The 23,916-nt window shown below is 69.1% G+C and carries 25 protein-coding genes; 9 read left to right on the top strand and 16 right to left on the bottom strand.

What is annotated here, in order from left to right; translation table 11 throughout:
• Positions 1–179 precede the first annotated feature (179 nt).
• The 3 genes from NBG84_RS41625 to cas2e are packed head-to-tail and all read left to right on the top strand — an operon-like array spanning position 180 to position 1,804.
• Positions 180–428, top strand: a complete 249-nt coding sequence (locus tag NBG84_RS41625; RefSeq protein ID WP_425608710.1) for a type I-E CRISPR-associated protein Cas6/Cse3/CasE — start codon at positions 180–182, stop codon at positions 426–428.
• Between the two features lie 5 nt (positions 429–433).
• Positions 434–1,438, top strand: a complete 1,005-nt coding sequence (gene cas1e, locus NBG84_RS27825; RefSeq protein WP_250922368.1) for a type I-E CRISPR-associated endonuclease Cas1e — start codon at positions 434–436, stop codon at positions 1,436–1,438.
• A gap of 51 nt (positions 1,439–1,489) precedes the next feature.
• Entirely contained in the window at positions 1,490–1,804 is a 315-nt protein-coding gene (cas2e, locus tag NBG84_RS27820; RefSeq protein ID WP_250922367.1) for a type I-E CRISPR-associated endoribonuclease Cas2e, read from the top strand.
• A gap of 120 nt (positions 1,805–1,924) precedes the next feature.
• Here cas2e and NBG84_RS27815 read toward each other — a convergent pair whose 3' ends face one another.
• Positions 1,925–2,899 (bottom strand): ParB N-terminal domain-containing protein, encoded by a 975-nt coding sequence (locus tag NBG84_RS27815; RefSeq protein WP_250922366.1) that lies wholly within the window; start codon positions 2,897–2,899, stop codon positions 1,925–1,927.
• 311 nt (positions 2,900–3,210) lie between these two features.
• Here NBG84_RS27815 and NBG84_RS27810 point away from each other — a divergent pair, with 311 nt between their 5' ends.
• From NBG84_RS27810 to NBG84_RS27790, 5 genes are all read left to right on the top strand, one after another.
• Positions 3,211–3,573: an SPDY domain-containing protein gene (locus NBG84_RS27810; RefSeq protein ID WP_425608709.1), complete on the top strand. Its 363-nt coding sequence runs from the start codon at positions 3,211–3,213 to the stop codon at positions 3,571–3,573.
• 132 nt (positions 3,574–3,705) lie between these two features.
• The gene (locus NBG84_RS27805) at positions 3,706–3,990 is read left to right on the top strand and encodes a hypothetical protein (RefSeq protein ID WP_250922639.1); all 285 of its coding nucleotides are present in this window, start codon (positions 3,706–3,708) and stop codon (positions 3,988–3,990) included.
• Positions 3,991–4,081: 91 nt separating this feature from the next.
• Positions 4,082–4,756, top strand: a complete 675-nt coding sequence (locus tag NBG84_RS27800; RefSeq protein ID WP_250922365.1) for an SPDY domain-containing protein — start codon at positions 4,082–4,084, stop codon at positions 4,754–4,756.
• Between the two features lie 55 nt (positions 4,757–4,811).
• Complete coding sequence (locus tag NBG84_RS27795; protein WP_250922364.1) at positions 4,812–5,675, top strand: hypothetical protein; 864 nt, start codon at positions 4,812–4,814, stop codon at positions 5,673–5,675.
• Positions 5,676–5,900: 225 nt separating this feature from the next.
• Entirely contained in the window at positions 5,901–6,080 is a 180-nt protein-coding gene (locus NBG84_RS27790; RefSeq protein WP_250922363.1) for a hypothetical protein, read from the top strand.
• 12 nt (positions 6,081–6,092) lie between these two features.
• Here NBG84_RS27790 and NBG84_RS27785 read toward each other — a convergent pair whose 3' ends face one another.
• The 9 genes from NBG84_RS27785 to NBG84_RS27745 form a co-directional block, all read right to left on the bottom strand.
• Positions 6,093–6,518: a hypothetical protein gene (locus NBG84_RS27785; protein ID WP_250922362.1), complete on the bottom strand. Its 426-nt coding sequence runs from the start codon at positions 6,516–6,518 to the stop codon at positions 6,093–6,095.
• A gap of 84 nt (positions 6,519–6,602) precedes the next feature.
• Positions 6,603–8,342, bottom strand: a complete 1,740-nt coding sequence (locus tag NBG84_RS27780; RefSeq protein WP_250922361.1) for a relaxase/mobilization nuclease domain-containing protein — start codon at positions 8,340–8,342, stop codon at positions 6,603–6,605.
• Complete coding sequence (locus tag NBG84_RS27775) at positions 8,339–8,998, bottom strand: plasmid mobilization protein (protein WP_250922360.1); 660 nt, start codon at positions 8,996–8,998, stop codon at positions 8,339–8,341. The genes NBG84_RS27780 and NBG84_RS27775 overlap by 4 nt, the downstream gene beginning before the upstream one ends.
• The gene (locus NBG84_RS27770) at positions 8,995–9,231 is read right to left on the bottom strand and encodes a hypothetical protein (RefSeq protein WP_250922359.1); all 237 of its coding nucleotides are present in this window, start codon (positions 9,229–9,231) and stop codon (positions 8,995–8,997) included. The genes NBG84_RS27775 and NBG84_RS27770 overlap by 4 nt, the downstream gene beginning before the upstream one ends.
• Before the next feature lie 86 nt (positions 9,232–9,317).
• Positions 9,318–9,509 carry a hypothetical protein gene (locus NBG84_RS27765; RefSeq protein ID WP_250922358.1) on the bottom strand — a complete coding sequence of 64 codons (192 nt, stop codon included), beginning with the start codon at positions 9,507–9,509 and terminating at the stop codon, positions 9,318–9,320.
• Positions 9,506–10,765, bottom strand: a complete 1,260-nt coding sequence (locus tag NBG84_RS27760) for a DUF2637 domain-containing protein (RefSeq protein WP_250922357.1) — start codon at positions 10,763–10,765, stop codon at positions 9,506–9,508. The genes NBG84_RS27765 and NBG84_RS27760 overlap by 4 nt, the downstream gene beginning before the upstream one ends.
• Positions 10,762–11,460 carry a WhiB family transcriptional regulator gene (locus tag NBG84_RS27755; RefSeq protein ID WP_250922356.1) on the bottom strand — a complete coding sequence of 233 codons (699 nt, stop codon included), beginning with the start codon at positions 11,458–11,460 and terminating at the stop codon, positions 10,762–10,764. Before NBG84_RS27755 ends, NBG84_RS27760 begins: the two co-directional genes overlap by 4 nt.
• 145 nt (positions 11,461–11,605) lie before the next feature.
• A complete protein-coding gene (locus NBG84_RS27750) occupies positions 11,606–12,367 on the bottom strand; it encodes an ATP-binding protein (RefSeq protein ID WP_250922355.1) in 762 nt (253 codons plus the stop codon).
• On the bottom strand, positions 12,364–13,440 hold the full coding sequence (locus NBG84_RS27745; protein WP_250922354.1) for a hypothetical protein: 1,077 nt from the start codon (positions 13,438–13,440) through the stop codon (positions 12,364–12,366). Before NBG84_RS27745 ends, NBG84_RS27750 begins: the two co-directional genes overlap by 4 nt.
• A 1,044-nt stretch (positions 13,441–14,484) precedes the next feature.
• On the opposite strand from NBG84_RS27745, the gene NBG84_RS27740 reads away from it, so the two are divergent.
• Complete coding sequence (locus NBG84_RS27740; RefSeq protein ID WP_250922353.1) at positions 14,485–15,846, top strand: helix-turn-helix transcriptional regulator; 1,362 nt, start codon at positions 14,485–14,487, stop codon at positions 15,844–15,846.
• 321 nt (positions 15,847–16,167) lie between these two features.
• Here the strand turns inward: NBG84_RS27740 and NBG84_RS27735 are convergent, their stop codons facing one another.
• From NBG84_RS27735 to NBG84_RS27710, 6 genes are all read right to left on the bottom strand, one after another.
• The gene (locus NBG84_RS27735; protein WP_250922352.1) at positions 16,168–17,265 is read right to left on the bottom strand and encodes a hypothetical protein; all 1,098 of its coding nucleotides are present in this window, start codon (positions 17,263–17,265) and stop codon (positions 16,168–16,170) included.
• Positions 17,266–17,269: 4 nt separating this feature from the next.
• Complete coding sequence (fxlM, locus tag NBG84_RS27730) at positions 17,270–19,321, bottom strand: methyltransferase, FxLD system (RefSeq protein WP_250922351.1); 2,052 nt, start codon at positions 19,319–19,321, stop codon at positions 17,270–17,272.
• A gap of 32 nt (positions 19,322–19,353) precedes the next feature.
• Positions 19,354–20,427, bottom strand: coding sequence for a lanthionine synthetase C family protein (locus NBG84_RS27725; RefSeq protein ID WP_250922350.1), 1,074 nt, complete (start codon positions 20,425–20,427; stop codon positions 19,354–19,356).
• The gene (locus NBG84_RS27720) at positions 20,424–22,460 is read right to left on the bottom strand and encodes a lantibiotic dehydratase family protein (RefSeq protein ID WP_250922349.1); all 2,037 of its coding nucleotides are present in this window, start codon (positions 22,458–22,460) and stop codon (positions 20,424–20,426) included. Before NBG84_RS27720 ends, NBG84_RS27725 begins: the two co-directional genes overlap by 4 nt.
• Positions 22,461–22,535: 75 nt before the next feature.
• Complete coding sequence (locus NBG84_RS27715; RefSeq protein WP_250922348.1) at positions 22,536–22,724, bottom strand: FxLD family lanthipeptide; 189 nt, start codon at positions 22,722–22,724, stop codon at positions 22,536–22,538.
• 327 nt (positions 22,725–23,051) lie between these two features.
• Positions 23,052–23,885: an SAM-dependent methyltransferase gene (locus NBG84_RS27710; RefSeq protein ID WP_250922347.1), complete on the bottom strand. Its 834-nt coding sequence runs from the start codon at positions 23,883–23,885 to the stop codon at positions 23,052–23,054.
• Positions 23,886–23,916 lie beyond the last annotated feature (31 nt).

The raw sequence follows: 23,916 nt of genomic DNA, 5'->3' as shown, positions 1-23,916 counted from the left end.
TCCCCAGCGGATACACCACGCAGGCCCTGACCCGAGCTATGCAGCCCATGCTCACAGCACTCCGCACTTCCCGTGCCCTACCACCTACTCGGCAACGCCGTACTGTGCTGCGGGCCCAACAGCACAGCCGGGAAATGGAAGCAGGTCATCCCCCTACACGGTGCCGAAGCCGACCAGTGGTGGGCCGAACGCTCCCATCCCTGCGGACTTCCTCCGCACGCACCACCACCCACTCCGAGCCGGCCGCATGCGTCAGCACACGCCACGACGAAACCATCCGGATCAACCGGTCCGCCGTCCTCTTCGAAGAAGCGGCCACCCTCCGCGAACTCGGGGCGCTGCGCACCGCACTCCTCCAAGGCATCGGCCGCAGCAAGTCCTACGGCTGCGGGATGCTGAGCCTCGCCCCTGCTGGAACAGGCAGGTGACCGCGATGCCATCCGACAACACCACCCCGACCGGTCCCCAGCTGACCCCGTCCACCGCCAGACGCAGGATCGCCGCACCCACTCTCGCCATGCTCCCGCGCATCGGCGACTCTCTGTCCTTCCTCTACGCCGACGTTGTCCGCATCGTCCAGGACGACACCGGCGTCTGCGCCGAAACCACCTCAGCCGACGGGGAAGTCTCCCGCGTCTACCTTCCGACCTCCCTCGTCTCCTGCCTCCTCCTCGGCCCCGGCACCTCCATCACCCAGCCGGCACTCACCACCTTCGCCCGCCACGGCACCACCGTGGTCTGCACCGGCTCAGGAGGCGTCCGCTGCTACTCCGCCACCACACCGGACTCCCTGACCACCCGCTGGCTCGAACGCCAGGTTCACCAATGGGCCGACCCAGACCGCCGCCTCGAAGTCGCCCGGCAGATGTACCTCATGCGCTTCACCGCGAACGTGCCCCCCAGCACACCCCTGAACAAACTCCGCGGCCTCGAAGGCCAACGCATGAAAACCCTCTACAAACTCCTCGCCCAGCAACACAAAATCGGTCGGTTCCGCCGCTCCTACGACCCCGCAGCCTGGGACAAGCAGGACCCCGTCAACCTGGCCCTCTCATCCGCCAACACCTGCCTCTACGGCATCGTCCACTCCGCGCTCGCAGCCCTCGGATGCTCACCCGCACTCGGCTTCGTCCACCAAGGCAAACAGCACGCCTTCGTCTACGACATCGCAGACCTCTACAAAGCCGACCTCACCGCCCCCCTCGCCTTCTCCCTCCACAACTCCCCGAACCCCGAACGCGACGCACGCCGCGACTTCCGCCGAGACCTCCACCTCTTCAAGCTGCTGCCCCGCATCGTCAAAGACGTCCAGACACTCCTCGCCCCGGAAGAATCCGAACCGATGGAAGAAGGACAAGAAGTCGAACTGGTCAACCTCTGGGACCCCGAGGTTGGCTCCGTACCCGCTGGCACCAACTACTCCACCAGCGGCGAGTGAGCTCTGGCAGCCAGCCATCAAATCTGGCACAGCGGAACAAGAGAGAACCACATGCCGTCCATGACCATCCTGTCCGCAACAGCCGTCCCCGACCACGTTCGTGGCGCTCTCACCCGCTGGATGATCGAACCCACCCCCGGGCTCTACGTCGGCACAATCTCAGCCCGCGTACGCAACGAACTCTGGTCTACCATCCGCGCATCCATCGGACCCGGAGCAGCCACCCTCATCCACCCCGCAAACAACGAACAGGGATTCGAACTCCACACCGCAGGAGACCGGCGTCGGATCCCCGTGGACTTCGACGGGCTGACACTCATGGACTTCAGAGCGCCGGAGAATCACGACGTACCAGAGAGTCACTAGCACCACCGAGTCCGGCAACCGAACCGGACCGTACTAAAGCCTGCTTGGCAGTGGTGGCGCATCCGCCAGTGGCCATGGCCAGAGATGGTTTCACCGAGGGGGTACGCCAGCGGTGGCCAATCACGGCAGGGCACGAGCCTGCCAGACCTGGTCCATCTCGGCCAGCGCCGTCACGGCGTGCGCGATGGTCTCGCGGGTAATCGGCGTGCCGCTGGCATAGGCGGGGTCGTAACGGCTGAATGTACGGGTGCCACGGGCCTGGGCGAGCGGCAGGACCACCTCGTCCAGTAGACGCGTGGCCACGCGGCGCTCCCGCTTGTCCTCCTCTACGCGAGCCGTGCGCTCGGCCCAGGCCCCGGCCAGCGTCAGGTCGCCTTCGACGACTCGGTCCGCCAGTTCGGCGTCCTCTTCTCGGAGTCTGGTTAGCTGAGCCTCGGCACTGGTGGCCTTCGCCTTGTTTTCCCGGGCGGTGGCGTATGCCTCGTCCAAGCCCATGGCGCCGCTGATCACGGGGTTCACGAGATCGGGCGCGTGTTGGAGGACGATGCTTGCTCGCCCTAGCACGGCCGCGGCGACCCCCAACTGTTTGCCGAGGGAGCGGGTGGTGTGTCCCTTTTCGGAACGTGTTGTGTGTTCCGTGTCGGAGCGGTGGTGTTGTTCCGAGGCGGAACGGGCTTTGATGGTGATCATCGCGGTCTGTCCCTTGGTGAGGTTGCGGCGCCGGAGGTTGACGGAGAGGACGTACACGTCCGGGGCGTCACCCCCGTAGGTGGTGAAGTGTGGTTCGGTGCCGACCTGCTTGCAGGCGGCGAGCCGGCCGCGTCCGTCGAGGATCCGTCCGTGATGGTCCAGGACGATGGCTTGCAGCAGTCCGTTCTCACGGATGTCGTGGGCGAGAGCGTTCAGATCGTCCTCGTCAAGCGGGGGGATGAACGAGGCGGTGCGGTGGGATTCGATGTGATGCTCCTGGGAGGGGAGGGAGGTGGGTGGTGCACCCCGAAGGGGTGACGGGTCAGCGCTGTCGCGGGCTTGGGAGCCGGCTGGTTCCCTGGGCGGGCTACAGGGGCAGGTAGGTAAACCGAGCGGTGAGTTCATGGGGCGTGCCTAGGTCGGCGTGAGCCGACCGTGTCTTCATGGAGTTGGTCATTCTCTTGTTGGCAGTCGGTGCGGGTAGCGCACGGGATGGCGTCTCGGGGCGCAGTGCGGTGTGCACCGTTTTAGAGTCCGGGGAATCTCCGGTTTCGCGAACCGGGGAAGGACTGCTATATGCCGCCGACCGCACGATGCAGCGACGACACTGCCGACAGTTCGCCGGTGGCAGACAGGAAAGATCGCGAAAGGACTGGTGCAAGCGGGCAGGGGCATGTCAACGTGGACGACTCGCAGGGAAATAGCAGGTCAGATAGGTGATCGCGTTGACCGTCAATCTCTCCCAGCCCGGATTCTCCACCACCGTCGAGGCGCTGCGGGCGCGTTCGTGGCAGCTCGGTCCCGGCCAGCCGATGTCGGTGCTCGATCAGTTCAGCGAGGCTGATTTCAAGCTGGTCGTGGACGACCGGGCCGATGTTCACGTCAACAGCAAGGATGGACGTTTCTATCTCGGCTGGTTCCCCACGGGCCGTCCCGGCACCGACCGGGAGGGCTGGAAACTCGCCGTCACCGGCACCGCCCAGGTTCCCGGCTACCACGTCAGCTTCGACACGGAGACGCCTGCGCAGGTCGTCGCCGCGGCGGTCGCCGCCGTCCTCGCCACTTCCCGCCCCCTCTGAGGCCCTCACCCGATGAGGACAGGGTGCCCGCTTCGGCACCCGGCTGTTCATCCTTCGCCCGTACGCTTCCCCCGCTCTGAAGAGCGCCGCTTCCGCATGCAAGGAGAGCCCGTGGATCCGCAGAACCCTGATATGCCGGAGTTGACGGTCGGCGAGCTGGTCGACCAGTTGTCCGCCCTGGACCGTGATGCGACCGTGCGGTTGGCGGTCAATCCGTTCTTTCCCATGGCCCACCGCATCGCTGGCGTGATGCCTGGCCGGGACGAGAACGGGCGGCCCCTCGTCTTCCTTGCCGACGGTGACCAACTCGGCCATCTTCCACCTGATGTCGCGGTCGAGTTGACGTGGCAGGAGCCGACGATCGCGCCCACGCGTGGTCGTCGCAGGGCGGCCCGCCCCAGCGGCGGCGACCACTGAACCACCCCCGAGCACTCCGGAGGCGCTGCTGAACCCCCACCGTTCCTTCGACGCTTCCACTCCCGACCCGTCGGGCCCACCGCCTTGGTGGGTGTCGCCGCGGCATCTCGCCGGCGATGACGACGCCCTCGCCGACCTCGTCAGTACCTCCCTCGCCCGCATGGGTTGGCGGATGTGGCCGACCGCTCGCCAGACCATGCTCTATGTGAGCCCCGATGGCCTGTGCGGAGCTGAATGGGTCCATGCCGTCTACCCGTTCGCCCTGGGCGGCCTCCCGGTGGCGTGGCAGATCTCCGCCCGCTCCCACCCCACCAGCGCCATGCGCGAGTGGAACGCCTACTTCACCGGCGGTACACCACCGGAGGCGATCGTCGACTTCCTTCTCGCGCTTGACGCCCGCGCCGAGCCCCACGCCCCGCTCGGCGGGCCCGAGGTGGTGTTGGAGGCGCTGACCCGTCAGGGCTGGTTTCGCGATATCGACCGCCCCCAGAGTGCGGCCAACGATCCGGGCTTCACCGCCAGTTTTTCGCTGGAGGCGGTGCCGGAGCATGTCTTCGACGCCGACCCGCGCCCCGACCGGCCCGGCTGGCAGGCATGGGCCGAACCCGTTCTAGGGAATCCGCTGTGGTGCGCGACTTTCAGCGCCAGCGTCCCCCACGACCTCGTCGCCGTCTTCGCCACGTCCCTCGCCTCGCCTTTTCCCGTACGACGCCAGCGGCTACCCGAAGGCACCGAGGGACACCTCACCCTGCTGCCCCCAACCTGACGGGCAGCGCCATGCAGTCTGACTTTCCCCGCCTGTTCCGTCTGACGGAGGTTCTTTGTCCCCGCCGCTGATCCGTCTCGCCATCGGCCCAACGCACGGCACTGCCCACGTCGGCGTGCTGCTGGGGGTCGAGGCGGTGACGGCATGCGCCACCCACTCGACAGATCTTCAGCCTGTCCCGGAGGCGAGCGCGCACATCCTGTGCCAGTCCTGCGTCCGCGCCCTCCTCGTCCTGAGTACCGCGCCGCATCCCGGTGAGCCAGAGGCCCGGCCCGCCACCGGGACAGGCCGTGGCACTCTCGGGCACCGGCCTATCCCCGGCCACCTGCTCGCCTATTGCGGCAAACTCCTCGACACCCGGCCCACCCGATCCCGACGCCGGTGCGCTCTCTGCACCCGCCTCGGCGACGCCCTCGACACCCTGCGCCGCCAGGCTGATGAGCTGCTGCTTCCAGCGGGGGAGCCGTGTCACGGCGACGACCTCCTGCTCTGGGCGCCCCTCGGCCGAGGGAACCTTGTCACCGGCCATCGGCGCAACGCTGTCACGGGCAAGGGGTTCTGCGACCGGACGCTCGCTGGTGCCAACCCGGGGGCGTTGAACGAGTGCGCGCCGTGCAGATGGCGCTGGGAGGAGGCCGAGTTGGTGCGGCAGATGTTCACCCTGCCTCACATGAGGGACAGGGCCTGTAGCTGGGGCCAGCAGGACGTGGATCTCTTCGATGACCGTGCCTGCACTCTCGACTCCGGTGACGCCTACACGCTCTCCGGCTGCGAGGAGACGCATTATGTGGTCGCGGTCGCTGACCGTGGGGGTGAGAGCCACACCGATCTCCTCGTCTACCTCTCCGGCGAGGACCGGATTGCCGATCTGCGCGTGCGGCGGGACCGGCTGGTCGCTATCCAGCGCCCCGCCCGCTGAATCACCGCAGAACGGGTACGCAAGAGCCCGGAGGGTCAGGCCATAAATGGCCTGACCCTCCGGGCTTTCGCACTGTCCTCCACGAGTGCTTTGTGCCCGTTGGGGCTGGCTTGTGGGCGATAGGGTCCCCGTGACAGCTGCTGGGCCGCACGTTTTGAGGGAGCACTGTTGTGACCCTGGCCGAGGTCGGCCTCATCCAGCAGCCGCTCCCGCAACTGCGCCGAGGTGAAGACCTTGGTCGGCGTCCCGCCATCGGCCGCGGCCTGGGGCGCGGGAGCGGCTGCGGTGGTGCGCGCGGGGGCGGAGGTGGCTGTGGTGGGGGAGGGGCTGCTGGTGGAGCAGCCCGTCAGGGTGAAAGGGGCGAGTGTGGTGATGCCGACCACCCCGGGCGGTTCGGCGAGGTAGGGGGACCGGGGGTTAGTGGCCGAAATACTTGAGGCCGTCTTCGAGGGTGGTGTGGCGGTGCTCCATGGGGCCGCTGTTGCGGTTGAACCACACCGTGTCCAGGGCGGGTTCGGGTGTTTCGTGGCCCGCGTGGCAGCGCAGGAGGATCAGGCCGCGGGTGCTGAGGATCATCCAGTCGCGGTCCGCACCGCACTGCGGGCACGTGCGTACCTCGCCGTCGACAATGAGCTGTCCGCGCCAGGGCATCATCATCCCGGCCAACTCCCCCTGAGAGGCGGACAGTAAATCGGGCGGCAGGAAATCATCCACCGCGGTTGGGTCGGGGTCCTGTTGCGGGGTGGAGGTGGGGTCCGGCTGGCGGTCCGCCCACTGCATCATCTCCTGCGCGGCGCGTTGGGTTTCGCGCCACTCCCGGTTGTCGCGTTTGCGCTTGAACATCCCACTCTCCTTCACGTTTCGCCCCTCGGGCCCCACAGAGCGTGCCCCATACATCTGTCCGGCTTCAACTCTGAAAGTTGTTCATCACCGGGCCTTCCGCCGCTGGTCAGAACGCTTCGCGGAAGGCCGGGTCTTCATCTGCGGTGTGGTCGTCCCCCGTGTGGAGGCCGGAGGCAGGGCGGTGGTGTCGGCGGGCAGATCGGCCATGCGGCGCAGCCGCCACACCAGGACGTCGCTGAGGGAGCCAGCGGTATCCAGTTCCCGGCGCTGGGCGGCCTCGGCAAGCAAGCGGCCCGGGTCGTGGCCGGTGGTCTCGGCGTCGGCGAGGGTGACGGCCAGCGCCGGCCAGCCAACCTCCGCGAGGATCTGGTCCGCCAGCTCCGGCACCGCCGCCCTCACTAACGCCGCCTGCTGGAGCTGAAGCGGCCGGGCCATACGGCGCCCCCGCTCGTAGAGGGCAGCCAGCGGCTGTCCGGCAGCGGAGCGGTAGGCGGCACGCAGGTGTTCGGCTGTCTGCCGGGCGGCGGCGGCCTGCTGCGCATGCCCCTTCCTCGCGTGCCACCTCGCGGCGGCGACGGCGAGGAAGAACACCATGTCGATCACCATCGCCGTGGTCGTCCCATCCTCCCCCCGTCCCAGCGCCGGCCCACCGCGCACGAGGTCCCGGGCAGCCTGCCGCAGCGCCCGGTCATGCCCCCGTACAGCACGCACATGCGAGCGGGACGCCCGCTCGAACACCCAGGCAGCCTCCCGCAACTCCCGCCGCGTGTGCGCGGCGGACGTCTTCGCCAGCGCGTCCAACACCTCGCCGGCACCGACCAGCTGCGCCGCTACGGCCGGGTCGTCGCCTTGGTCGATGACCAGTACGGCGTGCCACGCCGCCTGTGTCGCACGGCGGCGAGCGGGTGCGGGCGCCGGGCCGCTCGCCGCGAGCTGGCGGCCGGAGGCCGATGGTGTATCCGGCATCTGCCCGGGTGCACCGTTCGCGGTGGTGGTCCAGCGTTCGCGGATGCGGGGGAGCGATAGGTCGGGGGCGAGCTTCGACCCGGAGTAGAAGACCGGTTCGTCGTCCTTGTTGCGGTCGTCGGGTAGGGCGACGGTGTAGCCGAGGAGGTCCCCGGACGGCGCGACCCGCCGCCGCACCAGGAGCCCGGAGGCGGCGAGCCGGTCGAAGAACTCAGCCTCATCCTGAGTGCCGGCTACCGCGCGCCGGACGGTCTCCCGCAGTTCCTCCCGCGGGGTGCGCTCCCTCTTCTCTCGTACGGCTTTGTGGCGTTCGGCGCTGGTGGGGCGTTGGGCGGCGGTGCCGTCACCGGCGTTGAGGCGGCGGAGGCCGTATTCGGTTTCGAGGAGGCGGGCTTCGGCCTGGGCGCGTTTGCCGTCCTGGCGCAGCCGGGCTTGCCGTCCGTCCTCGCGGACGATGGTGGCGATGATGTGGATGTGGTCGTCCGCGTGGCGGACCGCTGCCCAGCGGCATCCGGCGTCATCGCCTTCGGGGGCGATGCCGGTGGCGGCGACCATCCGGAGGGCGATCTCGCCCCATTGCTCGTCTGTGAGGACTGGGTCCTCGGGCGCGGCGCGGACGGACAGGTGCCATACGTGCTCGGCGGGGCGGGCGTTCTTGGGCAGGGCTTCGACGGGTTGGTCGAGGAGTTGCTGGAGGTCGGTGTATGTGGCTTCGGGGGTGCGGCCGGGGTCGGGGGCGAGGCTGTCCCAGGCCGCGACGAGGTGCGGGTCGGTGTGCTCCTCGTGGGTGCCGGGCCCGTACAGGTAGTGGAGCAGGCCGATGGTGCGCTTGCCCATTTTGTGGACGCGGGGGATCATTCGGCGGCCGTGGCCTGGTCCAGGTAGCGCTGGGTGAATTGGTCCACTCGGCTGGCGGCGCGGTGTACGGCGTTGAGGACTGCTCCGGTGTGCGGCACGTCGGCGCCGGAGTTGGTGGCCTTGGCAATCTGGTTGAGGTTGTTGCCGATCTGGCCGAGGTGGCGGCGCAGGGCGAACAGTTCGTTCACCATGGAGCGTTCGTCGGCGATCTGGGCGGCGGTGCGGTCGAGGTCGCGAGCGGCCTTGAGCGAGGTGTGGGCGAGGAACGACGCGACGCTCATACGGCAGGCGGCAGCGGCTCGGACGAGGAGCTGGTACTCGTCATCGTTCATACGACAGCTCGGCTGACGTACACGCTTGTGCTCGTCACGCAGACGCTCACGCTGCTGCACGGCGGGCTTCGAGACGACGGCGTGCGCGCACTGCTCGCTATGGCAGTGTTGGTTGCCCTCCTCGGGATGTGAGCCGCCCTCGGCCCCATCCCGATGGACCGGCGCCCCCTGGTGCCGGTCCACTTCCGTCACCCCTGGGGCGGGTGACGCGAGAGCATTGCTCCCACCGGGAGCAATGCTCTCGCACCAACTTGCTCGCGCTGAGGTCGAGTTGCAGTCGACCGAACCCTCGTCGGTGGTGTCGGTTGTGTTCGGGTGTGTCATCGGGAGCGGGCCTTCCTGGTGCGGGTGCGGTGCTGGATTCGGGCGGCCAGCTCGACCATCGCGGCCGGTCCGTCGAGGACTCGGATCGGTGCGCTGGGGGTGGCTTGGACGAGCCACTGGCCGGTGGGGAGGAGGACGGCGGCGTGCAGGAGCTGGTGGCGGACCAGGACCTCGGCCCACGCGCCGGCCTCGGCGGTTGTCGCGGCCGTGGTGCGGGAGTTGCGGGGGTACATGGGGGCTGTGACCTCCGAGATGGGGGCGGTACCCCGGTGTCTTGACCGGGGTACCGCTTCAGAGCGAGGGCGGGCGTTACGCGGTTTTAGCCGCATTCGGGGCAGCGTTCGTAGTGCCGGTTCAGGGCGCGGGCCATGGCCCGCTTGGCACCCAGCGCGTGTTTGGCGCTGACCTTCCCCGAGGGTTTGCCGTGGTGGCGTTCGGAGTGGTTGCGCAGGTAGGTGATGTCCTGTTCGTAGCCGGTGCGGATGCGGGTGAACCGTTGGCAGGTCTTCATCGGGTGCTCCTCGTGGTGGTGGTGCCGGTTGTGTCGCGCAGGCGCTGCAGGACCGGGGAGAGGTTCTCGTTGCGGATAGAGATGCGCTGGTCGCGCATGATCTCCCTGAGCTGGACGCGGGTGATGGCCTCGTTGCCGTCGCGTTCCAGCACCGTGGGGACGTGGGGGTGGATGAGGGCGACGATGTCGTCCTCGGAGAAGCGGGACCGTGGACCCCGGCCTGTGCGGGACCGTCCCCCGGTCCCCTTCCGCTGCGCTTTCGTCACGGTCCCGGGGACCGCGCGGGGACGGACGTCCTTCCCGTCGGTTGCGGCCGTCCTGTCAGCGCGGTCCCGGGGACGCTCCACGTCGCTGGGTGCCGGTCCCGAAGGCGTCACGGAGCGCCGGTCCCGGTCCCCGGTCCCCAGCTTTTTGGGCTTGGTTGGGCCTTCTGCCAGCGGTTTTATGTCGGGGACCGTGCGGTCCTGGTCCCCGGGGCCGTCGGGGACCGTGGGCCGGTCCCCGGCGGGGTGGTGTTCCGGCCCGGTCCCGTGAGACGGGCGGCCGGCACGGTCCCGGTCCCCGGTCCCTGGTGTCCCCGGTGTCAGTGTCCGGTCCCGGGGGCCGGAGGGCACGGTCCCGGATTCCGGTCCCGTTCCGGTCCCCGCGGGACGGTCCCCGTCTGGTGGGGTATCCGTTCGGTCCCGGGGATCGGTCCCGGACCGTGGCGTGGGGACCGGCTGAAGTTCCCGGTCCCCGGGGCGGTGGGTGGGGACGGTCCCCGTCTGTGGTCCCCGGTCCCGCTCGGTCCCCGTGGCGGTGCTGGTGGTGTGGGGGTGGTGGCGGGTGATGAGGATGTAGAGGTGGACGGCGCCGGCGAGGGCGAGTGGGGCGAGGGTGGACAGGATGGCGACGACGGTGTCACCCAGGCGTAGTCCACCGCCGGCCGCTATCTGCTGGTTGAGGCGGACCGCGTGGAGGGCGTTGGCCCAGATGCTCGCCGTGGTGGCGGTGCCGAACAGGGCCCATACGTACAGGCGGGCGCCGAAGGGCGCGGTGCGCAGGACGAGCAGGGCGCGGACCCCGTAGGCGATGAACCCGTCGATCACCAGGGGGAAGAGGTAGGTCAGGAATCCGCGGACGTGGATGGCGACGGCCATCTGCTGCAGCGCGTCGTACGACAGGGCGCAGCCGGCGGCGCCGAGGGCGAGGATGGCGAGGCGGTCCCAGGGGCCGACGGGGGCGACATCATGCGACGCGGTGGTGCTGGGGGTCATGCTGCCTTTCCGAGCGCGGCGATCAGAGCATGGGTGTGGATGTGGCCGGGGACCGGTGAGGACACCGGCGGCGTGTCCTGCGCGCCGCCCGATCCGTCGTCGTCCGCCTCAACGTCGGTGCCGTCCTGGTCCTCGCCGGTGCCTGCCGGTTCTGCGTCTTCGGCCTGGTCCTGGTCCTGGGCGTTGGTGTAGAGGTCCCAGTACCGGTCGCGGTCCTCAACGGCGTGGGCAGCCTCGCGCATGAGGTCGCGGGCGTAGTCGAGGTCGAGTTGGAGGGTGTAGGCGAGGCGCTCGGGGGCCCAGCCGCGGACGTGGGCGTGGCGGGTGACGGCCTCGCGCTCGGCGGCGGAGAGGTGCACGTCCCGACCGATAAAGGCCGCGCGAACCCGGGCGTAGTCGAGCCTTTTGGCGATCTTGGCTTGCCAGGCCCGGCGTTCGGTTTCGGTCAGGCCGCCCCAGACGCCTTCCTTGGTGCCGTTGTCGAGGGCGTGGTTGAAGCAGTCCCTCTTCACCGGGCACCGGCCGCACAGGGTTTTGGCCTGGGCGATGGCCTGGTGGTTGCGGGGCAGGGGGAAGAACAGCTTGTCCGCCTCAGCGGGGGCCAGGCTGCGGCAGAGGGCGCGGGCGTGCCAGCTGTGGTCGGCGATCCCGCGCAGCGCGGGCCGGGTGGCGTCGATGGTGGTGATGTAGCGCATGGGGAGTCTCCGGGGTACGCCTCATGAGGCCGTCGGCCGACACGCGTCACCGGTGGGTTGGGGTGCGCGTGTTCGGGAGGCGGGGCGGGCAAGGGGCGCGGGCGTGGGCCGTCGCAACGGGGGTCAGATGCCGGGAAGGGGCGGGTCAGCGGTGGCTGTAGCGGCGGTCGGGGCCGGTGAGTTCCACAGCAGTGCACATACCGGACAGGCGGGACAGCACTCGATCACCGACCGCGTTCCGCAGCAGCTGTTGTGTCCCCGCTCCGGGTTGGGGTGCTGGGGGGAGATTGGTGGTGACGAGGGTGGGGAGGTGGTGCTCGCCGCGCCAGGCCAGGACCCGAAAGGTGACCTCTTCCTTCCACTCGCTCCACTTGGCGGCGCCGAGGTCGTCCAGGACCAGCACCGGGACCCGCATGGCGTGCCGCAGGACGGCCTCGGTGTCCGTGTTCTGGCTGCGCAGTTGGCCGTAGAGGTCGGCGGCTTTGACGGCGTGCCAGCGCACGGCGCATCCGGCGGCGGTCAGGGACCGGATCGCGCCGAACGCCTGCCGGGTCTTCCCGGTGCCGGTCGGCCCCCACAGCAGCAGCGACGGACCGGTGCGGATCTCCCGACGCCCGGCCTGCCCGTACTGGGCGTGCCGGTCCCCGGCGTAGGGGGCAGTCGCCGACTCGGCGATCGTCTGCACCCAGGCGACGACGGCCGGATGGTCGGCGACCGCGTCCCGGTAGTCGGCGGGGATCCGCAGCTGGGCCGCCTCCAGCGCCGGAAGCGGCTGGGGAGCGGGATCGGCGGACAGGTGCCGGGCGGGGGCGATGCGGCGGGCGGCGAGCTGGGCGTCGAGGCGGGCGCGTAGCCGCTCGCCGATCGCGGGCTGGGGGTCGGCGGACCGGGTGAGGGTGCGGGTCACAGCGGCCTCCCGAACACGGCGCTAGCGGGCGGAGGGGTCGGGTTGAAGTACGGCTGATAGGCGTTGTCGGGGCTGGCCCAAGGGGCCCCGCCGGAGGCGCTTGAAGCCCCCGCTGCGACGAGGGCGGGTGGGTTGACGACCTCGTTCACCAGGCTCGGCAGCACGCTCGGATGCAGCGCCTTGGCCCGCAACCGGTCCAGCGCGGTGCGAATGTGCTCCGGTTCGAAGCCCTCGTCCAGCAGGGCCTTGAGGTTGCGCCCCAGCTGCCCGATGAAGTTCCCCGGCGGACGCTGGTGGCAGCCGCTGACGTACTCGGCCACCAGTTCCTTCGCCGAGACCCGCTCCAGAGCGGCGTCGGGTGCGGGCGCGGCGCGCCCCCTACGGGAAGATCCAGGATCCAGGATCCTAGATCCAGACGACGAGCCCTCGCGAGGATGCGACGAATCCTCCACGAATCCCGCCTGACCTACGGATTCATCAGGAGGCCCCGTGGGGGCCTTCTGATGGTCGATTTCAGAGCCCTCAGCGGCCGGGGACGTTCCGCGGGCGGCCTCAGCGAAAGACCCCGCGAGAGTCGAATCGGGTGAAACCGGTTGATCGAGCCCTCGTGGAAGGTCCGGCGAATCGGCGCCGGACAAGTTGCGGGAGGGCGTTGCCGGCGCGGCGGTGGCGCTCGGATGGGGGGCGGGGCAGGGAATGGTCGCGTGCTCCGCGCACTTGCGGCTCATCTGATGCTGCGGGCACCGGGGCAGCCGCGATGCGGACGGACGGTCGATCCGCTGGTGCTTCTCCCAGGTGACGATGTGGAGATAGGTGCGGCCGTCGCAGCCGGTGTACCGGCAGATCAGCCCGGCCACGGCCAACTCCTCCAGGTCCCGGGCGACGTGCGCGGGGGTGTGTTCCTGCCGCAGGGCCCACAGGCGTCCGGCGATGATCGCCGCATGGTCGCGGTGTCGGCCCTCGTCGTCGGCTTGGGTGAGGAGGCCGATGAACGTCAGCGTCGCGGTCACCGAGACCGAGGCGATGTCCTCGGACTCCCATATCTCCGGCTTGATCGTGCGGATCCGCGCCATCAGACCACATCCCCCTCGGGGGAGGCCGACGGGTGGCTGGAGGGTTCGGGTATCGCGCGGGCCGCGTTCGGCCTTTTGCGCGCGGGGGTGTGCATGTAACACTCTCCTTGAAGTGATGCCGTGCCGGTGTGTCCCTGTGAGAGGGCCGGTGCGGTGTTGGTGGTATGGCTCAGGTCCTTGCCGGGGCCGGAGTTGTGTATTGCGGTCGGCGTCTGAGAGTTCCCGCTCTCAGGCGCCGCCGTCATTTTCGGCTGCGGCTGTCGCTGGGGCGTTTCACATTGGGCGTCTCCTCGCAGTCCGGGGCCCGGTTCCGAGGTGATCCCGGGGGCCGATCAGCAACACACCACACACCCGGGGCGGAAGTCCATAGATAGCTCTAGTCCGCTGTACACCTCTGAAATTTCACAATGGACTGCAGAGCGGCGGCGGGGCTGCGGGGGCGGTGTCATGGATGGGCGTCGAGTGCCGCATACCTCGATGACACTCCGCACCCCAGACCCCCGTCTTCCCCTGCGCCGGTCGGTGTTCCGGCTGGTCACAAGGATTTAAACCCTGCGTAGTCGTGTCGTCAACGGGCTGCAAACCCACCCAACTCGCCGCACGCAAGCCCTCCCGTGCTCCTCGACCGTATGGGGAGCGGCCCTAACTCCCTTACCGGCCAAAGGGAATGAGAGGGCATCGCCGCTGAGGACGCGAACGGTCACCCTCCAAATGGGGCCCGGGGGGCGGGGAAATTCATCACCGGCAATTTTTTGCCGGTTTATTCGACCGGCAATTTTTTGCCGGTCCACTTGTCCCATTTCGCGTTGAGGGTGGCCTGTTGTCCCGCGAGTTGGTGCAGGATTCAAACACCGCCATATCTACCTGTGACCTGGGCCACGATCATGCATATGGTCTGGTCAAGGGAGATTTTCGATTGCGTATTGTGTGGGTCAAGCCGGATAGCAACGGATCGGCACAACCGGTCCTTACTTCGTCATGTGCGCAACCCATGCCGTGGCGAATTCCGGCCCAGGAGAGAGCAAGTCCACACGAAGGAATCCCATGGACCAGAACACCCCCCACGGTGACCCCGACGAAAATGAGGAGACGCCTCCCCCCGGCACACCCCGCCCGGGACAAGTCATGGGCCTTGGCGGGCTCCTGCGCGCATGGCGCACCACAGCCGGCACGCGGCTGGGCAACACCCTGACCCAACAGGACGTCGCGGAAGCCGTCGGCCGCTCCGAACGCTGGTACCGCAACCTGGAGAACGGCGCCACCGCCAAGCCCCTCGACCGCAAGCAATGCGAAGCCCTCGCCGACGTCCTCGACCTCGGCCGCGACGAACGCCACGCCCTGCTCCTGCACAACAACGGCGGATCACTCGATGTCCGCTCCCAGGAACTCGGCCCCCGGGCACGCAGCGCCCTGCGCCTGCTCATCGACAAGCAGATGCCGTCACCGGCCTACCTGTGCGACAGCAACTGGAACATCCTGGGCTACAACCAGACGATGGCCGAGTGGTTTCCCTGGGTGATGGAACCCGGCGCCAACCTGATGCGATGGGCCCTCACCACCCCCGAGGCCCGGCAGACCTACCATGACTGGGGCCAGCACGCCGTCGCCTTCACGAGCCTCCTGAAATTCGCCCTGGCCGGACGGGGCAACAACCCGGAACTGCCCCAACTCATCGCAGACGTCTGCAAAGACCCCGAAGTCCGCCATATCTGGGAAACCTACAACGAACTCGTCGAAAACCGGGACGGCGACGTCTACCGCATGAGCTTCGCGGCCCTCGACTGGGAACCCGTCGACCTCGTCAGCCACGTCCTCCACCCCGCCAGCCTCCCCGACTGCCGCCTCGTCGTGATCACCTGGCTCCAAGAAGAAGACGAACGAGACATCCTCGAATCAGCCGCACCAACGGAGGCAGAGTCAGTCGGTCAGAAGTGCAGGGGGTCCAAATCCCCGGCTCATCCACGTCTGCTCGCTCATGCGCTCACAGGGCGACTGTTCGTCCCCACCGCACAACAGGCAGCGGCCCTCGCCGGAGATGACGGCCTGGCCCTTCCCGTCATCAGCCAGATGATCGGTCCCAACTGCCAGTTGACGCTCTCCCCCCGGACGCAGACAGTCATCTGGGCAACCAAGGAAGACGACGACCGATGGGGCGTCGCAGAAGTCGACGCCTACACAGTGATCGTCCGCGTTCCGCAAGCGGCCCCACTCCCAGCCGCCTACCACGAGGTCAAGGCACTCACCCGCGCAGTCCTCCCCGCAGAACCAGCCGACGCAGTCGACCGAATCCAGATCCTGATCTCCCAACTGAAAGCACGTATCAGCCTTCTCGAAGAAATCCACCGAGACCTATGGGAGACCGACAACTCCCTCCCACACGCCTGGCACCCGGTAGACAAGCTCTAGCTACAGCAGCACGTCACACGCGGACTTTCCGCCGCCGTTGCGGGTCCGTCGCCGGGAAGCTGCGACCTGGGGCATCAACGAAGCCGATGGCACCAGAACGAGAGGCCGATAGGCGACGCCCAAGCGGTCTTGAGGGCAATGGGTCGCGGTCCCTGGGGGCCGGTGAGGTGCCGGAGATATGCGCGGTGTCGGGGGTCCGCGGGGCGTTGGAGGTGTCAGCAGGAGTGTCGCCGTGTGCGCCGGGAACGCAACGGGTCCGTCGGCGCCTGTTGTTCGGTCCACGCATCCACATGCCTCTTGAGTGGGCGAGTTGTGCGGTGTCTAAAGGAGATCGTCGAGCACAGTCTCGGCTGATTCTGAAGCGTCGGTCACGGCATCCAGGTGGTGGGCGGAGAGATATCCGCTTCCGAGTCCCGCTTCGGTAATGACTGCGCTGAGCCGCTGTTGCTGTGCGTCGTTCAGGGACCGCCAGGCCACGGGGTGGTTTAGGGTTTCGCGGGCGGCGTAGGCGTCGAGGGTGGCTGTGGTGGCGATGGCGTGGGTCAGCGGGCTGACGTGCTTGCTCGTCCGGTCATGGGGCAGGTCGAGTGCGGCCAGCCCGGCTCGGGTCTGGAACACGGCGTACGCAGGTGCGGGTGTGTTGAGCAGTGCCGTCGTCTCGCGGAGTATGAGGTCCAGGTCCGGGCTGGGAAGCGGGGAGGACGCCGAGCGGCAGTGTGCGCGTAGGAGTGCGGCGATGGTGGTCTCCCACGGTTCGGTGGGTGCGGTGGTGTCGATCATGTCGAGGGCCTGTTGGTCGAGGCCGCGTTCCATGAGCGCCATGATTGTGATTTGGCGGCCGTCGAGGAGGCGGTTGCCGACGCCGCGGTGCGCGTTCATGGCCTTGGCGGCTTCGGTCCAGTGGCCGATCCGTGCGAGGGCGCGGGCGCCGTCGATCAGCAGGGTCGTCCATAGTTCTTCGCACATCTTGCGGTGGTCGGCGTTGGTGCTGATGAGTGCTTTGAGATCGACCGTGTGGCCGTGGATCTCGGTTGTTTCGCGTTTCTGGGCGGCGCGGTAGAGGCGGGTGAGGACGTCGTAGGCGGCTTCGCCGTCGCCTTCGCGGGTGAGGAGGCGGGCAATGTTGATCAGGGGCATCAGCGACATCACGGCTATGGAACCCGTCAGGTTTCCGGCCTTGGCGAAGGTCTGGTGCTGCCGCCAGCACAGTTCGGTGGCGAGGTCGGGCATCCCGACGTCGGAGGCGATCAGCGCGGCGTAGTTGAGGACCCCGCTGGCGCGGGCCACCAGGTCATGGTGGCCCGCACCGGCGGGTGCGACGGTCAGCCCGGTGAGGTGGGTGATGCGCTCCTCTAGGGGGAGCGCAGGCGCCTTGAGGCGGCGGACCAGGGGGATGCGGCTGGCTATCGCGGGGACCACGAGGTCAGCCCTTGCGCGGCCAGTCGACGGTGAGGCGGCTGTAGGTCTTGTCAATGACGAACCGGGGGTCTGCGGCCGTGAGCTGGTGGCGGGCGTCGCCGACGGCCATGCGGAAGGCGGGCTCCGGGGCGGTGTTGCCCCAGCCCTCGTCCCAGTTCCGGATTTCGCCCGCGAGGTGGTCGGCGAGTTCGGCGGAGCGGGAGCCGTGGCCGATGACGCCGATCTCCCAGTACCGGCCCTTGTCGTCCTCGCCCTCCCGGATGGTCAGATAGGCGAGGGAGTCGCCGTCGAGTGCGGCCATGGAGCCCCAGCCGAAATGCGGGGTGAATCCGGGGCGGGAGCCGGGCATGCGGGAGAGGCCGTTGGGCAACACGAAGGCGAGGTAGAGGTACATCCACTCAAAGGGGTCGCCCTGACGGAGCTTTACCCCGGTGTAGACCTTGGACTGCTTCTGGTCGAGGACAGTGCGGATCGCGTCGCGGTCCACTTCCTGTTCGCTGAAGGTCTCCAGGTGGACGTTGCCCTCGCCCTCCATGCGCACGCGGGTGTAGATGTCGTCGCAGACGCCCTTGCGTAGCGGGATGAAGGTCGCCATCTCGCAGGAGACGGTCTTCCAGGTGTCCCCGTCGCGCTCGAAGGCGAAGCTGCGGGAGATGCTGCCGCGGATGCGCATCGGCAGGATCAGTCGGCCGCCGGGGGCGAGTTGGTCGAGGAGCTTCACTGGGACATCGCCCGCGCCCACGGTGAATTGGATGCGGTTGAAGGGTGCGTGCTCAGGAAGCCCCGCAGCACCGTCACCCAGCACCGCGGTCACGTTGTCGGCCCCCGCCCGAGCCAGGTTCTTGCTGGCCCCCTCGACCAGATCCCGATCCACATCCACGGTCCACACATGCCCGCCCGGGGCGACGAGCCGGCCCAGCAGACTGGCGTTGTACCCGGTGGCGGCCCCGGCCTCCAGAATCGTGTGACCGGGCTGCGCGCCGAGCTGTTCGAGCTGGGTCGCGACGATCGAGGGCGCCGAGATGCAGGAGATCATCTCTCCGTCCTCGTCGTGCTTGATCGGCACCGCGTCCTCCTTGTAGGCCGCCTCCAGGTCGACGCCGGGAAGGAACTCGTGGCGGTCGGTGGTGCGGAAGGCGTCGATCACGCCAGGGGTGCGCAGGTGGCCGCTGTCAACGAGGCGGTCCGCTAGTGCCTTGCGCAGGGTGGCGGAGGGGGAATTGGGTGTCACGGTGGTCTCCATTCGAGCGAGGGTAGGTCCGGGGGACGAGGCTCGGCGGGCGGACACGTCGGGTGCCTCTCCTTCGGAGAAGGCCACGTGTCGGCCCAGCCAAGCGGTGGCTGCCTGCTCGGTGGCAGGCACCCCGGCACGGTTGAACGCGAAGATCGCGTGATGGGCGAGGACGGCGCGCAGGCCGCGTGTCAGGTGGCCGCTGTCAACGAGGCGGCGCAGGCGCAGGCCGCCGTCGGCGAAGGCAGCGACGCGTTCGGCCCAGTCCGGTTCGGCGTTCGGGCGCCGGGCGGCGTCGGCGTTCATCAGGCGCCGCATCGACGTGACCGCCGTAGCGAGAGCCGGTCCGGTGGGCGGGGTGACGGGCGGGCGGAGGGCGGCGAGTTTGGCCCAGACGTCTCCGGCCTCGAAGGGGTCCAGCCCGGCCGAGCGGATCATGGTGGACAGCAGCAGCACACTGCGCTCTCGTCCACCTGGCTCTCCGGTCTCTGCCACGGCGGCGCGGCTGTCGGCGCAGAACACGTCGTGCGCGACGTCCATGCCGTCGGGCCCGCCGAACGCTTCGGTTTCCGGCTCGTAGACCCCGGTCACCCAGCCGCTGACGACCTGGTCGGCAACAAGCCGGTCGAGCAGATCCGCCGCGGGGCGCTCGGTGCGCAGCCGCAGACCGCTGTCCTTGCGGAGGAAGTGGAAGCGCTGGCCGGATAACGCGGCCGATAAGGCTTGGGCGGCTTCGGGGTTCACCGCGCCGCCGGGTAATGCCACGGTGGCGTGCCACCAGCCTGTTTCGCGGGTGATGGGAAGATTCTCGTCATCGACGTCCATGAGGGTTTCCTTGTTGGTGGTGCCGGTACGGGTCAGGTGATCAGCAGGGCACCGGTCCAGCCGGTGGAGTCGGTGCCGCCGAGGGCGAGCTGCGCGCCGCTGCGGCCCTCCATGAGCCCGGGTTTGGAGAGCCGGGGCAGATCGTCGGTCAGCCGCGTGTTCAGGTCGGTGATCAGCGGCGTGAACCGGTCCGGGGTGGGGCTGTCGGCGGCGACGGCGCGGGCGAGGGTCACGAGCCCGGCCCAGCCGTGGCACAGGGTGGCGTCGGTGATCCGGGCCAGGTGCGCCGGGCTGCTCAGTGTGCGCACGACGGTGTCCTCCGCCGCTTGTCGCCGGACGGGGTCGTCCAGGGCGAGGGCGGCGAGCTGCTGGGCGCGGGCGATGCCGGGCGGTCCGTAGCACCAGGACGGGCGGGCGAGCTCCGGCGCGGGCAGCTCTCCGGCGTCCATCTGGGCGCGGGTGATCCAGTAGCTGCCGCCGTACGAGTCGAGCCAGCGGGCGAGCACCCGGATGGCGTCGAGCTGCCCCGGCACATGGACATCCGCCCGGTGGGCGAGGGAGAGCACCGCCAAGGGCCCGGCGATGCCGTGCGCGACGCCGTTGTTGCCGTGTCCGCCGTCCATCTCCTTGCCGTCGGGTCCCTCCGCGGACCACCATCCTGGCAGCTCCCGCCCGTCGGCGTGGGCGGGTCGGGACAAGGAGACGAGATACGCCAGCACGTCCCTGAGCCGGGAAGGCGCCGAGCCCCGGACCAGCAGCAACGCGCCTAGTCCGGCCAGGCCGCGGATGAGGTCGAACTCCGCGAAAGGCGGCAGCGCACCGGACTCCTGCCGTCGGCGGGCGGCGGCAAGCCGGGCGTCCACCACACGGTCGACGGCGTCGCGGACGTCACCGCCCGCACGGCCGGCGCGGCCGAGCACGAACTCCAGCGCGGGAGCGCCGTGGAACAGCGACGCATTGGCCCCGGCGCTCACGCCGCCCGCGACCGCCCGCACGAGTTCCCGCCGAGCGGCGGTCAGGTCGCCGCGTTCGATGTGCAGCAGCGCGATCCCAAGGGCGCCCTCGGAGAGGTCCTGAGTCCTGGGCGGGACCGTCGCGGCCGTCATGCGCGAGCCTTGAGCGGGAAAACGAGGTTATGGGCCCGGCCGCCGATCCAGCCGTCCGCGTCGGACGGTGGGGCCTCGTGCAGGGACGCGACGCCGAACGGACTGGCGTCTAGATGGGCGCGGAGCAGATCCAGGTCCATCGGCCGGCTCAGATTGAGCGGAAGGTGCTGGTCGTCCTCGGCCAGCAGCACACGGTCCGGCACCCGAAACCGCACCATCCAGGCCCGCAGGCGCTCCACCCACTCGTCCGCCGCCGCGGTACGGGCGGGGAGGTCGCGGGCGCGGACCTTCCACCGCGCGGCCACCAGGATCGACCGCCGGTAGGTCAGGGCCGGGGTGAAAGGCAGGGTCCAGGCCGCACCCCAGTCGAACCAGGTGACCTGCGGCGCGGTGGCCCGGCTGATCTCGGCCAGGAACCGGGCCAAGGGCGGGGTGTAGTTGTTCCACAGAAAGTTCAGGGCGGTCGGTGTGAGCGTTTCCAGATGCTGGCCGGTGGCCGCTTCGGCGAGGTAAGGGCGACCGTCGCGCACGCCGACAACGAGGTCCGCCGGGAACAGGACGCCGTCGCCGGGGTGCCGGAACTCGCCGACGCTGATCACCCGGGGCAGTACACGCGGGGCTCGGGTGAGCAGGTCGGCCGGCACACGACCGGCGTGGAAGGAGAGCTGGACCAGCTCCGCACCGGGCTCGACCGTCGGCAGCGTGGCGTACGTTGCGCCGTTTCCAGGGAACAGGTGCCAAAACCGGCCCGTCATCGAACCGGCCGAGCGGGAAACGGTGGACACCCGAAGGCGGAAGTCTCCACGCTCCAGGGACAGTTTCGAGCGGGCGTGGACGGCCGCGCCGAGTTCGAGGTGGGGCGCGGTGACGGAGGGAGCGCCTGCGGTGGTTTCCAGCTCCTCGATCATCGCACCGGACAGGATGACCGAACGGGTGCCCTCGACCGCCGCCGTGCCGGCCAGCCCCAGCAGAAGCCGGTCGCGGAGGGTCATCGGCCGTGGGGGCTCGGCCCCCCGGCCGAATCCGTCGGGGAAGCCCAAGCCCTCTTCGGGGTTCGTGACCAACTCCACCGGCACTTCGACGGCTTCGCCGTAGCGCTCGATGAACCGCTCGGTCCAACGATGCCAAACAGAGATGCCATTCGGATGCGTGGCGAGACGAGCCAGAACGGTCGCGGCGGTCTCCGCCTCCGTCAACACCGAGCGGGGCAGCCGAACGACCGCATCCAGCCGCAGGTCAGGGGCAGCCAGCGTCTCGCGGACCTTCTCCCGCAGAGCGGGCGGCATGATGCCGGAGGGGTCGGCGACCGTCGCCGGCGCCCGCAGTGCCGACCGTAAAAGTCGTACCCTAAGGAGTTCCCCGATGAGCTTGGTCCGGTCACGTTCGGATGTGTCCGGAAACTCTGCGGCAAGCTTGTCTACCAGGGCCGCACTGCGTATCGGGGCGCGTGCCGCGTCAAGGACGAGGACGACCGCTGGGGTCAGGGCGAGGGAGAATTCGGCCGCGCCCTCGGACGGTATGAAGACCCGTTTGCCACGGCGCTGGGCGAGCGTGTTGACGCACACCTCCACGTCGGCTATCCGCTCGCCGTCCGCCTCCCAGCCGTTGACCGCCGCGTCGACCACGGCCGGGTCCGGCCGGCCGGTCGCCTGGTGGCGGGTGCCGATGTGTACCTCGGCCGTGTCGCCGAACTCGACCAGCGCGACACCGGCGAACAGCCCATACGGTGTGGGCCGGCGCGCGTACCGGATCGCGTACCGGGCCAGAGCCACAGCAGTCCGCCGCACCCGCCGCGCCTTCGGACTCCGGCCCGCGAGGATGGATTCCGTTCGGCGGGCGAGATCAGGGCTGGCACTCGACACCGCCAGCCGGAAGGCGTCGTCGGCCCACACAACGGCGAGCCACGAGCGCCAGGACTCAAGCGGCGCACCAAGTCCCGGCCACGGAGGCATCTCCGGCTCGGAGAGGTTCACCGCGGCCCGCAGCATCGCTCCCCCGGCGTCCTGATACCGGTTGAGTCGTACGCGCGTCATCACCACACTCCGTTCCTGGTGGAGCAGTGGCCGGGCGGAAAGCTCCGCCCGCCCACCGCCGTTGAACCGACTTAACTACGAGGTGACGCAGGCGCTCGGGCAGCTCGAACCACAGGTGTCACCCGTGGTGCACATCAGAACGGTCTCGGTCGCGGGCGTGCCCTCGATGAAGCTGATGTCCAGCCCGAACGGGTCGGCCTCAGCGACAGTGCGAGTGGTCTGCTGATCTTCGCCCACCGGCTTCTCGGTGTCGATCGCGGTCATGCGTGACTCCTTGGGTAGTAGCGGATCGTCCAGGGGTGCGGGCCTGGTCTGGCCGTCTGCGACGCTAACCAGGTCGCAGCCCCCTTGACGTCCCTCTTCGCCGCAAAGTGTGATTGAAGGTTGAATTCGGCTGAATCTGCACGGTGCGCGGGCCTCTCGATGCGAGCATGGTGGCGGTGGTGCCGAGGTACTGCTGACTGGCAGAAAGAGCCCCTCAGACGGGGCGGTTCGTCGTATCGGTGGTCGGCGCGGCGTCCGTGGCGACTGCGGGTGAAAGGTCAGGCTGCGGTGGCTCACGGATGCCGAGCCTCCGTATCTCGTGCCGTGTCATGTCTTGACGGCGATACCGGCGAAGGCTGGGCAGCCCTTCGCGGGGGCGGGGTGTGGGGTGAACTGGCGGATAGCGGAGTCGTGGGCGGACCACTTGTTGAGGGCGGTGAGCCCAGCGCCGAGGTGGCTGAAGTCACCGAAGAACGCCGCGACTTCCTTCTCGCTGCGGGGACGGGTGGAGATGCCGTGGCGTTCGTAGGCGGCCACTGCCAGGGACACACCGTGCGGGTTGAAGTGGGTGGTCAGGTGGGTGATCGACAGGATGCTGCCTGCTGATAGCCAGGACCGCAGCACGGCCATCGCATCCGCCACTGTGGTGTCGTCGGTGGACCACGGGAGCACGTCGTGGACTATTGCGGCGATCGGCTGCGTGAGATCGAGGGCTCCGGTCAGGCTCTCGTGTTGGAGGAGCTCCTGCATGTTCAGGAGGTCGGCGCCCAGCACGGCGGTCGTGTACGGGGGGCCGGTGTCGAGCCGGCACCGAGCGTGGCCGAGGACACCGGGGTCGCGGTCGATGTAGACGACAGGGCTGCCGTGGGGCAGGAGTTCATGGAGGTAGGGGCGGTGCGGCAGGCCGCATCCGAGGTCCAGGAACTGGCGGACACCGAGGCCGAGGGCGGTCGTGGCGGCCACCTGGAGGAAGTACCGGTTCGCCCTCGCCGCGGCGGGTGCCCACGGCGCGACCTGGCACAGGTCATACGCTGCCTTCCGATCGGCTTCGAAGGTATCGACCCCGCCCAGCAGGTGCTCGTACACCCGCGCCGCCCGCGCCGTGGCGGAGTAGTCGTGCCCCAGCGTTTCCAACGCTAGGGCACGACGAGCTGCCGTCACGTCCGCCTCCGGTGACGACGCCGCATCTGAC

Origin of the sequence: Streptomyces albipurpureus, assembly GCF_023701525.1 — a bacterium.
Lineage (GTDB): Bacteria > Actinomycetota > Actinomycetes > Streptomycetales > Streptomycetaceae > Streptomyces > Streptomyces albipurpureus.
The sequence above is the reverse complement of the archived record's forward strand: the minus strand, read 5'-3'. Positions and strand labels throughout refer to the sequence as shown.